The 11,752-nt window shown below is 69.4% G+C and carries 12 protein-coding genes and 1 pseudogene; 2 read left to right on the top strand and 11 right to left on the bottom strand.

Annotated features, from left to right (window positions below):
• Window positions 1-162 (top strand): annotated as a pseudogene (locus C7444_RS19525) (electron transfer flavoprotein subunit alpha/FixB family protein); the annotation flags it as partial.
• A 57-nt stretch (window positions 163-219) separates the two neighbouring features.
• On the opposite strand, the gene C7444_RS19520 reads toward C7444_RS19525, so the two are convergent.
• Window positions 220-1,125 (bottom strand): DMT family transporter, encoded by a 906-nt coding sequence (locus C7444_RS19520; protein WP_310732637.1) that lies wholly within the window; start codon window positions 1,123-1,125, stop codon window positions 220-222.
• 1 nt (window position 1,126) lies between these two features.
• Window positions 1,127-2,113 (bottom strand): aldo/keto reductase, encoded by a 987-nt coding sequence (locus tag C7444_RS19515; protein WP_110402531.1) that lies wholly within the window; start codon window positions 2,111-2,113, stop codon window positions 1,127-1,129.
• Window positions 2,114-2,361: 248 nt separating this feature from the next.
• On the opposite strand from C7444_RS19515, the gene ubiM reads away from it, so the two are divergent.
• Entirely contained in the window at window positions 2,362-3,573 is a 1,212-nt protein-coding gene (ubiM, locus tag C7444_RS19510; protein WP_110402530.1) for a 5-demethoxyubiquinol-8 5-hydroxylase UbiM, read from the top strand.
• Between the two features lie 106 nt (window positions 3,574-3,679).
• Here the strand turns inward: ubiM and C7444_RS19505 are convergent, their stop codons facing one another.
• The 9 genes from C7444_RS19505 to C7444_RS19465 form a co-directional block, all read right to left on the bottom strand.
• On the bottom strand, window positions 3,680-4,639 hold the full coding sequence (locus C7444_RS19505) for a Gfo/Idh/MocA family oxidoreductase (protein ID WP_110402529.1): 960 nt from the start codon (window positions 4,637-4,639) through the stop codon (window positions 3,680-3,682).
• Window positions 4,640-4,651: 12 nt separating this feature from the next.
• Window positions 4,652-5,536: a class III extradiol dioxygenase subunit beta gene (locus tag C7444_RS19500; protein WP_110402528.1), complete on the bottom strand. Its 885-nt coding sequence runs from the start codon at window positions 5,534-5,536 to the stop codon at window positions 4,652-4,654.
• Between the two features lie 2 nt (window positions 5,537-5,538).
• The gene (gene ligA, locus C7444_RS19495; RefSeq protein ID WP_110402527.1) at window positions 5,539-5,982 is read right to left on the bottom strand and encodes a protocatechuate 4,5-dioxygenase subunit alpha; all 444 of its coding nucleotides are present in this window, start codon (window positions 5,980-5,982) and stop codon (window positions 5,539-5,541) included.
• Window positions 5,982-6,917, bottom strand: a complete 936-nt coding sequence (locus C7444_RS19490) for an amidohydrolase family protein (RefSeq protein WP_110402526.1) — start codon at window positions 6,915-6,917, stop codon at window positions 5,982-5,984. Before C7444_RS19490 ends, ligA begins: the two co-directional genes overlap by 1 nt.
• A gap of 26 nt (window positions 6,918-6,943) precedes the next feature.
• Window positions 6,944-7,921, bottom strand: a complete 978-nt coding sequence (locus C7444_RS19485) for a Bug family tripartite tricarboxylate transporter substrate binding protein (RefSeq protein ID WP_110402525.1) — start codon at window positions 7,919-7,921, stop codon at window positions 6,944-6,946.
• A 116-nt stretch (window positions 7,922-8,037) separates the two neighbouring features.
• Window positions 8,038-8,721 (bottom strand): 4-carboxy-4-hydroxy-2-oxoadipate aldolase/oxaloacetate decarboxylase, encoded by a 684-nt coding sequence (gene ligK, locus C7444_RS19480; RefSeq protein ID WP_110402524.1) that lies wholly within the window; start codon window positions 8,719-8,721, stop codon window positions 8,038-8,040.
• A gap of 72 nt (window positions 8,722-8,793) precedes the next feature.
• The gene (locus C7444_RS19475) at window positions 8,794-9,822 is read right to left on the bottom strand and encodes an amidohydrolase family protein (RefSeq protein ID WP_110402534.1); all 1,029 of its coding nucleotides are present in this window, start codon (window positions 9,820-9,822) and stop codon (window positions 8,794-8,796) included.
• 63 nt (window positions 9,823-9,885) lie between these two features.
• Window positions 9,886-10,575 (bottom strand): substrate-binding domain-containing protein, encoded by a 690-nt coding sequence (locus C7444_RS19470; protein WP_211317608.1) that lies wholly within the window; start codon window positions 10,573-10,575, stop codon window positions 9,886-9,888.
• Between the two features lie 122 nt (window positions 10,576-10,697).
• Complete coding sequence (locus C7444_RS19465) at window positions 10,698-11,636, bottom strand: LysR family transcriptional regulator (protein WP_110402523.1); 939 nt, start codon at window positions 11,634-11,636, stop codon at window positions 10,698-10,700.
• Window positions 11,637-11,752 lie beyond the last annotated feature (116 nt).

The raw sequence follows: 11,752 nt of genomic DNA, 5'->3' as shown, positions 1-11,752 counted from the left end.
GCGGGCATCAGCGGGGCGATCCAGCACCTGGCGGGCATGAAGGACTCCAAGGTGATCGTGGCGATCAACAAGGACCCCGAGGCCCCGATCTTCTCCGTGGCCGACTACGGCCTGGAGGCCGATCTGTTCTCCGCCGTGCCGGAACTGGTCAAGGCGCTCTGAGCGGGTGTGTCGGGCGGGCGGGTCCGGGGCTTCAGCCGGCGCGGACCCGCCCGGCCCTCAGGCCGGGACACGTCGGCGGTTCTCCCGCGCGGCGATCCAGGTCCCGGTGACGCCACAGGCGCCGATGACGGCGATGCCCACCAGCGACCAGCGGTCGGGCACATGGCCGAACACCACCCAGCCGCCCAGCGTCGCGAAGACGATCTGGAAATACAGGTAGGGCGTCAGCGTGCCGGCCGGCGCGCGCGCGTAGGCCTGGATCAGCAGGAAGTGCCCCACCGAGCTGAACAGGCACACCAGCAGCAGCAGGCCGGCGACCTGCCACGACGGCAGCGCCTGCCAGGTCCAGGGCAGGGCCAGGCTGGCCAGCGCCGCCCCCACCACGCCGGTGTAGAAATGGGTGGTGTTGAGGTCCTCGAGACCGGCCAGCCGGCTGGTCAGGATCTGGTAGAGCGCATTGGCCACCACCAGCCCCAGCGGCAGCAGCAGGGCCCAGTCGACGTCGGCCCCGGACGGCCGGATGACGATCAGCGCGCCACCCAAGCCGCCCAGCACCAGCAGCCAGCGCAGCCACGACACCCGCTCACCCAGGCTGATCGCGGCCAGCACCGTGATCAGCAGCGGCGTGAGCATCAGGATGGCCGTGAACTCGCCCATCGGCATGAAGCGCAGGCTGAAGTAGGCGAACACGGTGCACAGCACCAGCATCAGCCCGCGCAGCCCCTGCAGCCACGGGTGGCGGGTGCGCCAGAGCGGCTCCCCGCTGCGCGGGCGCAGCGCCACCAGGGCCACGCCGGCCTGGAACAGGAAGCGCCACCAGACCAGCATCGTGACGGGCACGGCCGCCGTCAGCAGCTTGGTGGAGGTGTCCAGCGACGCGAACGAGGCCACCGCCAGGACCACCAGCAGCACGGCCAGGACCGGATGGGACGCCGGCCGGTGCATCGACGACGTGCGGCCCACCTCAGAGCGCTTCCGTGTCGATCTCGACCTGGGTGGCGGCGGGGTAACGCGGCCCGACCACGCTCTGGTGGTTGATCAGCGCGCCGGCCTGCGCCAGCACGTCGGCCGGCAGCTGCAGGGCCGCGGCGGCCAGATCGTCCTCCAGGTGCTTCACCTGGGTCGTGCCGGGGATCGGGATGACGTGTTCACCACGGGCCAGCAGCCAGGCCAGGGACAGCTGTGCCGGCGTGCAGCCGGCGCGGGCCGCCAGCGCCTCCAGGCCATCAAGCAGCCTCAGGTTGGCGGCATAGTTCTCGGGCGAGAAGCGGGGCATCGCGCGGCGGATGTCCTTGGCGTCGAGCGTGCCGACGTCGCGCAGCGCCCCGGTCAGGAAGCCCCGGCCGACCGGACTGAAGGCGACGAAGGCCACGCCCATCTCGCGGCAGGCCTCCAGCACCGCCACCTCGGGATTGCGGGTCCACAGCGAATACTCGGTCTGCACGGCGGTGATCGGATGCACCGCGTGGGCGCGGCGCAGCGTCGCGGCCGACACCTCCGACAGGCCGATCGTGCGGATCTTGCCTTCGCGCACCAGGTCGGCGAGCGCCCCGACGCTGTCCTCGATCGGCACCTGCCGGTCCCAGCGGTGCAGGTAGTAGAGGTCGATCACGTCGGTGCGCAGGCGGCGCAGGCTGGCCTCGCAGGTGGCTTTCAGCGTGTCCGGCCGGCCGTCGATGACCCGCTTGCCGTCCACGCCTTGCATGCCGCACTTGCTGGCCAGCGTGAAGCGGTGGCGGTGCGGGGCCAGCACCTTGCCGACCAGCTCCTCGTTGGCGCCGAAGCCGTAGAGCGCGGCGGTGTCGAACAGCGTGCAGCCCAGATCGAGCGCACGCAGCAGCACGCTGGCGCCCTGTTCCGGGCTGGGGGGCACGCCATAGGCGTGGCTGAGGTTCATGCAGCCCAGGCCGATGGCGCTGACCTGGAAGGGGCCGAGGGTTCGTTGTTGCATGGTGAGTCGTGGTCCGTTCAGGGTTTCAGTGGGTCCGAGCGTCGCCCGGCGTGCGGGTGCGTGCTCGGCAGGAGGTCGATGGGCCGATGTTTCCGAGGGGCTTCAGGGCCGGGGCCGGGCAGGGGAGGCGTTGCCGTCTCCGGCCGACGGACGCGCCCCGGGCGGCGGTCAGCACCGCAGGCCCGGTGCTGACCGGCATCAAGGAGCGGTCGCGCCGGCCCCGCTACCCTCGCCGGATGACTGCTGCGATGCACCCACCCACCCCCGATGCCGACGTGCTGATCGTCGGTGCCGGCCCGGCCGGACTGGCCCTGGCCAGCGCGCTGAGCGATGCCGGCCTCACGGCGATCCTGCTGGAGCAGCAGGCGCGCGACACGCTGGAGCGACCCGCCGACGATGGCCGCGAGATCGCGCTGACCCACCGGGCCCGCGCCGTGATGGGCACGCTGGGCCTGTGGTCGCAGGTGCCTGCCGAGGCCGTCTCGCCGCTGCGCCAGGCGCATGTGCTCGACGGCGAGTCGCCCGGCCTGCTGCGCTTCGGGGTCTCGGGCGACGAGGCGCTGGGCTGGCTGATCGCCAACCACCAGATCCGCCGGGCCGCCTTCCGGGCGGCCATGGCACGACCGGGCGTGCAGCTGCGCTGCGCGGCCCGGGTCACCGGCCTCGACCTGGGCGGCCCGCTCGCGCGCGTCACGCTGGCCGACGGACAGTGCCTGAACGCCCCGCTCGTCGTGGCCGCCGACAGCCGCCTGTCGCAGACCCGCCGGCTGGCCGGCATCGGCGCGTCGATGCACGACTTCGGCCGCAGCGTCGTGGTCGGCCCGGTGGCACACGAACGGGAGCACCAGGGCGTCGCGCTGGAATGTTTCCGCTATGGCAACACGCTCGCGCTGCTGCCGATGCAGGGCCGGTGCAGCTCGGCCGTCGTCACGGTGGCCGCCGACCGGGCCGGTGAATGGTCGGCGCTGGACGATGCCGGCTTCGCGCAGCGCATCGAGGCCCAGTCGGGCGGCCGCCTGGGCACGATGCGCTGCGTCGGCCCGCGGCAGCTCCATCCGCTGGTGGGCGTCTACGCGCATCGTTTCGTGGCGCCCCGCTTCGCGCTGATCGGCGATGCGGCCGTGGGCATGCACCCGGTGACGGCCCATGGCTACAACTTCGGCCTGTACGGGGTGGAGGTGCTGGTCGGGGCGCTGAAGGCGGCCCGCGGTGCCGGACGCGACATCGGCGCGCCGGACACGCTGCAGCCCTATGAAGCCGCCCATCGCCGCACGACGCTGCCGGTCTACCTCGGGACCAACGCGGTGGTCTCGCTCTTCACCGACGAGCGTGCGCCTGCCCGCCTGGCCCGCAAGGCCGTGCTGGCCGTCGCGGAACATGCGCCCGGCCTCAGCCGGCTCATCAAGGGGGCGATCAACCGGCAGCTGACGGGTGGTCCGGGCCTGGCGCTGCCACGCTGAGACGTCCCGGATGCAGCAGACCCCGCCGGTGCCGGGCGCACGCGGGGCGGCCGCCGACGGACGGCTCACCCGACCTCGCATCGAAGCGCGCGGGCGGGGCAGGACATCAGCCCGCGTTGAGCTGCTGCTCCAGCTGGTGCAGCACCTGGTAGCAGGCCAGCACGCCGGCGACGCTGCTGTTGGGCTCGCGGCCTTCGCGGATCGCGGCGAAGAACTCGCGGTCCTGCAGCTCGATGCCGTTCATGGACACGGCCACCTTCGACACGTCGATCTTCTCTTCCTTGCCGGTGAACAGGTCGTCGTAGCGGGCGATGTAGGTCGCGCTGTCGCCGATGTAGCGGAAGAAAGTGCCCAGCGGGCCGTCGTTGTTGAACGACAGGCTCAGCGTGCAGATCGCGCCGTTGGCCGCCTGCAGCTGGATGGACATGTCCATCGCGATGCCCAGCGTCGGGTGGATCGGGCCCTGGATGGCGTTGGCCTTGACGATCGGGCTGCCGCACTGGTAGGCGAACAGGTCGACCGTGTGCGCGGCGTGGTGCCACAGCAGGTGGTCGGTCCACGAGCGCGGCTGGCCCAGCGCGTTCATGTTGGTGCGGCGGAAGAAGTAGGTCTGCACATCCATCTGCTGGATGTTGAACTCGCCGGCCGTGATCCGGTCGTGCACGTACTGGTGGCTGGGGTTGAAGCGGCGGGTGTGGCCGCACATGGCCACCAGGCCCGACTCCCGCGCCACGCGCGCCACTTCCTCGCCCTCGGCGAGCACGTCGCACAGCGGGATCTCGACCTGCACGTGCTTGCCGGCCTTCAGGCAGGCCAGCGTCTGCGAGGCGTGCATCTGCGTGGGCGTGCACAGGATGACCGCGTCGACTTCCGGCAGCGCCAGGCTGTCTGCCAGCTCGGTGGTGACATGGCCGATGCCGTACTGGGCGGCGATTTCCTTGGTCTTCTCCAGGTCGCGGCTGATCAGGGAGACCACTTCCACGCCGTCGATGTTCTTGATGCCGTCCAGGTGCTTGATGCCGAAGGCACCGGCACCGGCCAGGGCGACCTTGATGGTCTTGCTCATGAGCTTGTTTCCTTAAACGTTGTTTTCCAGGATCACGTGACCCACGGCGGTGTTCGATGCCGGGACATGATAGAAGCGGTGGCGCACGGTCGGGGCCGGGCCGGCCGGGCTGCCGGCAGGCGCGCCCAGTGCCGGCACGTCGGCCATCGCGCCGCGTGCGATCAGCCACATCACCAGCTCGATGCCTTCGCTGCCGGCCTCGCGCACGTAGTCGATGTGCGGGGTGGAGGCGGCGGCCTGCGGGTCCTCGATCAGCTTGTCGAGCCAGGCGTTGTCCCACTCGCGGTTGATCAGGCCGGCGCGGGCGCCCTGCAGCTGGTGGCTCATGCCGCCGGTGCCCCAGATCTGCACGTTCAGCGGCTGGTCATAGCTCTCGATCGCCTTGCGGATCGCCTTGCCCAGGTTGAAGCAGCGCTGGCCCGAGGGCACCGGGTACTGCACCACGTTGACCGCGAAGGGGATCACCGGGCAAGGCCAGGCCTCGGGCTGGCCGCACATCAGGCTCAGCGGCACGGTCAGGCCGTGGTCCACGTCCATCTTGTTGACGATGGTCAGGTCGAAGTCGTCCTGGATCACCGACTGCGCGATGTGCGCGGCCAGGTCCGGATGGCCCTTGACCACCGGCACCGGGCGCGGGCCCCAGCCTTCGTCGGCCGGCGTGAACTCGGCCGCGCAGCCGATGGCGAAGGTCGGGATCATCTCCAGGCTGAAGGCCGTGGCGTGGTCGTTGTAGACCAGGAAGATGACATCGGGCTTGTTGTCGGCCATCCACTGCTTGCTGGGCTCGTAGCCCTTGAACAGCGGCTGCCAGTAGGGCTCGGTGGTCTTGCCCAGGTCGATGGCCGCGCCGATGGCCGGCACGTGGGAGGTGAAGACGGATGCGCTGATGCGGGCCATGCTCAGGCCTCCTTCTTTTTGTTGGCCTGGCCTTGCGGCTGGTTCTGCGGCTGGGCGTCGCCGTGCTCGCCGAGGTGGCGGTTGCCTTCGGCCGAGCGGCCGCCGCCCAGCATCATCGCCATGTACTCGTCCTGCGTCATGCCGGTCATGCTGGCGGCCATGTACTGGAAGCTCTTGCCGTCGGTCGCGCCGATCTTGGCCAGGAAGTAGATGTTGCCGCCCGCGGCGATGCAGCGGTTCAGGTCACGCGTGAGCACGCCCTGCTTCTGCTCTTCGGTCATCGCCCACTGGTCGAGGTAGGCGCGCTCGTCGGCCTTGAACCTCTCGCGGTTCTCGGCCTTCATCAGGCTCATGCAGAACTGGTTGAGCCAGTAACCCTTGCGCGACTGCTCGGCGTCGAAGATGGTCGTGCCGGGCACGTCCAGATAAGGTTTGTCGAGTGCCATCAGCGCTGCTCCTCGGGCCAGTACAGGCGCATCGGGTTGTCCACCAGCAGCTGCTGCTGCAGCTCGGGCGTGGTGGCGATGTGCGGGATGAAGTCGACCAGCAGGCCGTCGTCGGGCATGTGGTCCTTCAGGTTGGGGTGCGGCCAGTCGGTGCCCCACAGCACGCGGTCCGGGAACTCCTCGACCACGCGGCGGGCGAAGGGGATCACGTCGACGTAGGCGTGGCGCTCGCCATCCAGCGCCTTCGGGCCGGTGACCGACAGGCGTTCCGGGCAGCTGACCTTGCTCCAGACGTTCGGGTGCTGGCGCATGAACTTCAGGAACAGCTCGAACTCCGGACCGTCCACGGGCTGGCTCACGTCGGGGCGGCCCATGTGGTCGACCACGATGGTGGTGGGCAGCGCGGTGAAGAAGTCCCACAGCTCGGGCAGGTCGACCGCCTCGAAGTAGATCACCACGTGCCAGCCCCACCTGGCGATGCGCGAGGCGATCTCCAGCAGCTCGTCCTTGGGCGTGAAGTCGACCAGGCGCTTGACGAAGTTGAAGCGCACGCCCCGCACGCCGGCGTCGTGCATGGCCTGGATCTCGTCGTCGGTGACGCTGCGGCGCACGGTGGCCACGCCACGGGCCTTGCCCCCGCTGTGCACCAGCGCATCGACCATGGCCCGGTTGTCGGCGCCGTGGCAGGTGGCCTGCACGACCACGTTGCGGGCGAAGCCCAGGTGGTCGCGCAGCGCGTAGAGCTCGTGCTTGCTGGCGTCGCAAGGCGTGTACTTGCGCTCGGGCGCGTAGGGGAACTCGGCGCCGGGGCCGAAGACGTGGCAGTGGGCGTCGACCGCACCTGCGGGCAACTGGAAGGCCGGCCGGGACGGGCCGGTGTACCAGTCCATCCAGCCGGTGGTCTTGGTGAAGTCACCCGAGGTGGGCTTGCTCATGGTTGAGTCCTTGTTGAATCCGGATTTCAGTCCAGCGACGCCTTGGCGCGCTTGATCACGTTGGCGTACTTGGCCGACTCCGACGAGACGAAGCTGGTGAACTGCTCGCGGGTGGTCGGGAACTGCTCGTAGCCGAAGGTGGCGTAACGCTGCGCGATGTCGGGTTCGGCCAGGGCCTTCTCGATGTCGCGCTGGATCTTGTCGGCCACCGCCTTGGGCAGGCCCTTGGGGGCGGCGATCGTGGTCCAGCCGGTCACTTCGTAGCCGGCCGGGCCGCCCGACTCCGACACCGTCGGGATGTCGGGGAAGGCGCTGTGGCGCTTGGGTGCGGTCACCGCCAGGAACTTCAGCTTGCCGCCGCGGTAGAGCGGGCCGGCCGTGGCCAGCGAGCCCAGCGCGAAGTTCAGCTCGCCGTTGGCCACGCCGGTGTAGAGCTGCGAGGTTTCCTTGTAGATGACGTGCTGCATCTCGGTGCTGGTCATCGACTCCAGCAGCGCCGTGCCCAGGTGCACCGGATTGCCCACCGACCAGGAGCCGTAGTTCAGCGCCCCCGGCTTGGCCTTGGCCTCGGCCAGGATGTCGCCCACGGTCTTGTACTTGCTGTCGGAGGCGACGGTGACGAAGAAGTAGGTGCGGAACAGCGGCAGCAGGACGTCGAAGTCCTTGGCCGCGTCGTAGGGCAGCTTCTTGAACAGGTGCGGGTAGGCCACCAGGTGCACGTTGTCGAGCTGGATCAGGTCGTGGCCGTCTTTGGCCCCTTGCTTGAACGCGTCGATGGCGATGAAGCCGTTGGCACCGGGGCGGTTCTCGACGATGACCGGCTTGCCCCACATCTTCTGCAGCTTCTCGGCCACCAGGCGCACCACCGCTTCCGGACCGCCCCCGACCGGGAAGGGCGTGATGATGCGCACCGGCTTGGTCGGGAAGTCCTGGGCATGGGCGCCGCCCGCCATCAGGGTCAGGGCAGCCAGGGTGGCCGCAGCCAGCTTGAAGGAAGTGTTCATCGTCGTGTCTCCGTCATCGGTCAGGTGGAACCGGTGCGACCGGGCCTTCGAGGGGGCTCTGGGGTCGTCCACCGGCAGGTCAGGTGGGCCATCCGGACAGCGTCCGGATCGTCGTTTCAGTCGATGTACTTCAGGCCGGCGGCGGCCAGCGGTTCGCGCATCTTGTACATGTCCAGGCCCAGCACGCCCGAGGCCAGCTTGTCGCGCTTCTCGCCCTCGAAGCTCTCGCGCTTGATGGCCGCGGCCAGCGTGGCGGCGGCGCGGGCGGCGGGCACGCAGACCACGCCGTCGTCGTCGGCCACGATCACGTCGCCCGGCGTGACCAGCATGCCGGCGCAGACCACCGGGATGTTGACCGAGCCCAGCGTGGCCTTGATCGTGCCCTTGGAGCTGATGGCCTTGGACCAGACCGGGAAGTTCATCTCCTTGAGCGTCTTCACGTCGCGCACGCCGGCATCGATGATCAGGCCGCGGGCGCCACGCGCCTGGAAGCTGGTGGCCAGCAGGTCGCCAAAGTAGCCGTCGCTGCACTCGGCGGTGACGGCGGCGATCACGATGTCGCCCGGCTGGATCTGCTCGGCCGCGACGTGCATCATCCAGTTGTCACCGGGCTGCAGCAGCACGGTCACGGCCGTGCCGCTGACCTGCACGCCGGTCTGGATCGGGCGCATGTAGGGCTTGAGCAGGCCGACGCGGCCCATGGCCTCGTGCACGGTGGCCGAGCCCAGCGCGGCCAGGCCATCCGCGGCTGCCCGGTCTGCGCGGGTGATGTTGCGGTAAACGACGCCGAGTTCGTACATGACGGAATCCTTTGTTTGATCAGCTTGCGGGTCCCGCCGGGGCGCCGTACCCGGCGCCCCGGGGGCCAGAGTTCAGAGGCCCTTGGCCTTCAGGGCGGTGTCCAGGCGCGAGAAGACGCGGCGGGCGTTGCCTTCGTAGATCTGGTAGCGCTCCTCGTCATTGAGGTTGGCGGTGGCCGCCACGTAGCGCTTGGTGTCGTCGTAGTAGTGGCCGGTCTCGGGGTCGATGCCGCGCACCGCGCCGATCATCTCGGAGGCGAACAGGATGTTCTTCACCGGGATCACCTTGGTCAGCAGGTCGATGCCCGGCTGGTGATACACGCAGGTGTCGAAGTAGATGTTGTTGAGCAGGTGCTCGCTCAGCAGCGGCTTCTTCAGCTCCTGAGCCAGGCCACGGAAGCGGCCCCAGTGGTAGGGCACCGCGCCGCCGCCATGGGGAATCAGGAACTTCAGCGTCGGGAAGTCCTTGAACAGGTCGCTGGTCAGGCACTGCATGAACGCGGTGGTGTCGGCGTTCAGATAGTGCGATCCGGTGGTGTGGAAGCAGCTGTTGCAGCTGGTCGAGACGTGGACCATCGCCGGGATGTCGTACTCGACCATCTTCTCGTAGATGGGGTACCAGCTCTTGTCGCTCAGCGGGGGCGAGGTCCAGTGGCCACCCGACGGATCCGGGTTCAGGTTGATGCCGACGTTGCCGTACTGCTCCACGCACTTGACCAGCTCGGGGATGCAGGTGGCCGGGTCCACGCCCGGGCTCTGAGGCAGCATCGCGGCCGGGATGAAGTGGTCGGGGAACAGCTGGCTGACGCGGAAGCACAGCTCGTTGCAGATCGCCGCCCAGGTCGACGAGGTCTCGAAGTCACCGATGTGGTGAGCCATGAAGCTGGCACGCGGGCTGAAGATCGTCAGGTCCGAGCCGCGCTGCTTCATCAGCTTGAGCTGGTTGGTCTCGATGGTCTCGCGGATCTCGTCGTCGCTGATCTTCAGCGACGAGGCGCTGGGCTTCTGGCTCGGGTCCTTGAGCGCGGCGATCTGCAGGTCGCGCCAGGCGCCCAGTGCAGCGGGAGCGGTCGTGTAGTGACCGTGGACGTCGATGATCAGGGGCTTGGTTTGGCTCATGGCGGGTCCTGTCGGGGCAGAAAAATCGTTGGGGAGCGCAGCGGCTCAGGCCGGGTCCATGCCCTGGCGGCGCTTGGCGTCGGCCGTGGCGGGGGAGCTCAGGAAGGCCAGCAAGGAGCGCACGGCCTCGGGCTGGGCCGAATCCGGGCACAGGCCGGCGGAGAAGGTGGTCGTGATCTGGATGGCCGGTGGCAGCGGGCCGACCACGGTGATGCCCGCCAGGTTGATCAGCTCGCTGAGCTGCTGGAAGCCGAGTTCGACCTCGCCGCTGGCGACCAGCGAGCCCACCGGAATGCCCGGAGGCGGGGTGACGATGCGGGACTGGATCTCATCGGCGATGCCCCAGCGCTCGAACAGCCTGGCCAGCGCCACGCCGCTGGGGCCGGTGGAATAACTGAGGTTGCGTGCGCTGAGCACAGCCTGCTTGACGGCCTCTTCCGAGCCCAGGTCGGGCTGCGCGGCGCCGGCGCGCACGGCGACGGCCACGCCGGAGTGCACCAAGTCCACCTTGCTGCCCGCGTCGAGGCGGCCGGCCGCGATCAGCTTGTCGATCGCGTCGCTGGCGAGGATGACCACGTCAAAGGCTTCGCCCGCCTGCACCCGTCGGGCCGCATCCACGCCGCCGACCGACTCGATCGTGACCGCACAGGCCGACTCACGCTCGAACGCGGCCACCAGATCGGCCAGCACCTGACGGGTGGCCATCGACGAAATGCCTCGGATCTTGGTCTTCATGGGGCTACCAGGCTGGACGGAGCTGCATTCTTTCGCCGCAACCGCCCGGCACCTAGTGCCTGCCCACCATAGCTGTTATCTCGAAACGAGATAACTCAAGGGTAAACCCTTGATGAATCGGATCAACCCGGCCGGGACGCCGCGGCGGCGGCCTGCGGCAGGTTGCGCACCAGCGCCTGCAGCAGCTGGCTGGCGTGGCGCATCAGCGCGGTGCTGCGCTTGTGGGCCGGCGTGGCCAGGCACAGCACGCTGTTGAGCGCCGGCTCGACGAGCGGGCGCACCACCAGCTCGTCCGCGCGCCCGGACGAGGACACCGCGCTGGCCGTCAGCACCGCATGGCCGTGGCCGGCGCAGACCAGGTCGATGATGGCCGCGACGCTGGAGACCTCCCAGGCGATGTCCAGGCGCAGGCCGGCCAGCGCGGCCTGGTTCTCCAGCTGCCTGCGGATCACGTGGGCCCGCTCTGGCAGGATCAGCGGATAACGTGGCAGGTCGACCAGCGGCACGGCCGCCCGGGACGGCCACGCCGGCCCGCCCGGCACCGGCGCCACCCGCTCGACCAGGCACAGCGTCTCGGTCAGCAGGGGCTGCAGCTCCAGCCCCTGATGGGGCTCGGGATTGTAGAGCAGGCCCACGTCGACCCGCCCGGAGGTGATCCATTCGGTGATGTGGGTCGACAGGCCCTCGACCACCGCGAGCCGGGCCTGCGGCAGCTGGCGCCGGAAACCGTCGATCAGCGGCAGGGTCAGCTGGCGACCCATGCTGGGCGGCAGGCCCAGGGTGATGCGCCCGACCGGCTCGTCGCGGGTCGAACTCATCTCGGCGCGCGCCTGCTCCAGCTGCTGCAGGATGGCCACGCTGTGCTCGAACAGGCGCTGGCCGGCCTCGGTCAGCTCGACGCCCCGGCCGGTGCGGGTCAGCAGCGTCTCGCGCAGCTCCACCTCCAGCGCGCGCACATGGCGGCTCAGGGCCGACTGGGCGATGCCCAGCGACACGGCGGCCCGGCTGAAGCTGCGGTGCTCGGCCACGCCGACGAAATATTCGAGTTGCTTGAAATCCATGGACCGACCGACGCCATCACCCCCACCGGGCGCAGGACAGGGAGTGTGCCCGAGCAAGCCGAAGGCGGCCGTCCTGTCAATACTGTCAGCAATTCCAGACAGCAGGGGGTTTGCCT

The organism is Sphaerotilus hippei (genome assembly GCF_003201595.1).
GTDB classification, from domain to species: Bacteria; Pseudomonadota; Gammaproteobacteria; order Burkholderiales; family Burkholderiaceae_C; genus Sphaerotilus; species Sphaerotilus hippei.
This window is presented reverse-complemented; position numbering and strand designations above follow the sequence as displayed.

Coding starts and splice junctions, on each gene's coding strand:
- ligK (WP_110402524.1), bottom strand. CDS start 8,721: ATGTACGAACTCGGCGTCGTTTACCGCAACATCACCCGCGCAGACCGG.
- C7444_RS19465 (WP_110402523.1), bottom strand. CDS start 11,636: ATGGATTTCAAGCAACTCGAATATTTCGTCGGCGTGGCCGAGCACCGC.
- C7444_RS19500 (WP_110402528.1), bottom strand. CDS start 5,536: ATGGCCCGCATCAGCGCATCCGTCTTCACCTCCCACGTGCCGGCCATC.
- ubiM (WP_110402530.1), top strand. CDS start 2,362: ATGCACCCACCCACCCCCGATGCCGACGTGCTGATCGTCGGTGCCGGC.
- C7444_RS19485 (WP_110402525.1), bottom strand. CDS start 7,921: ATGAACACTTCCTTCAAGCTGGCTGCGGCCACCCTGGCTGCCCTGACC.
- C7444_RS19470 (WP_211317608.1), bottom strand. CDS start 10,575: ATGAAGACCAAGATCCGAGGCATTTCGTCGATGGCCACCCGTCAGGTG.
- C7444_RS19505 (WP_110402529.1), bottom strand. CDS start 4,639: ATGAGCAAGACCATCAAGGTCGCCCTGGCCGGTGCCGGTGCCTTCGGC.
- ligA (WP_110402527.1), bottom strand. CDS start 5,982: ATGGCACTCGACAAACCTTATCTGGACGTGCCCGGCACGACCATCTTC.
- C7444_RS19490 (WP_110402526.1), bottom strand. CDS start 6,917: ATGAGCAAGCCCACCTCGGGTGACTTCACCAAGACCACCGGCTGGATG.
- C7444_RS19515 (WP_110402531.1), bottom strand. CDS start 2,113: ATGCAACAACGAACCCTCGGCCCCTTCCAGGTCAGCGCCATCGGCCTG.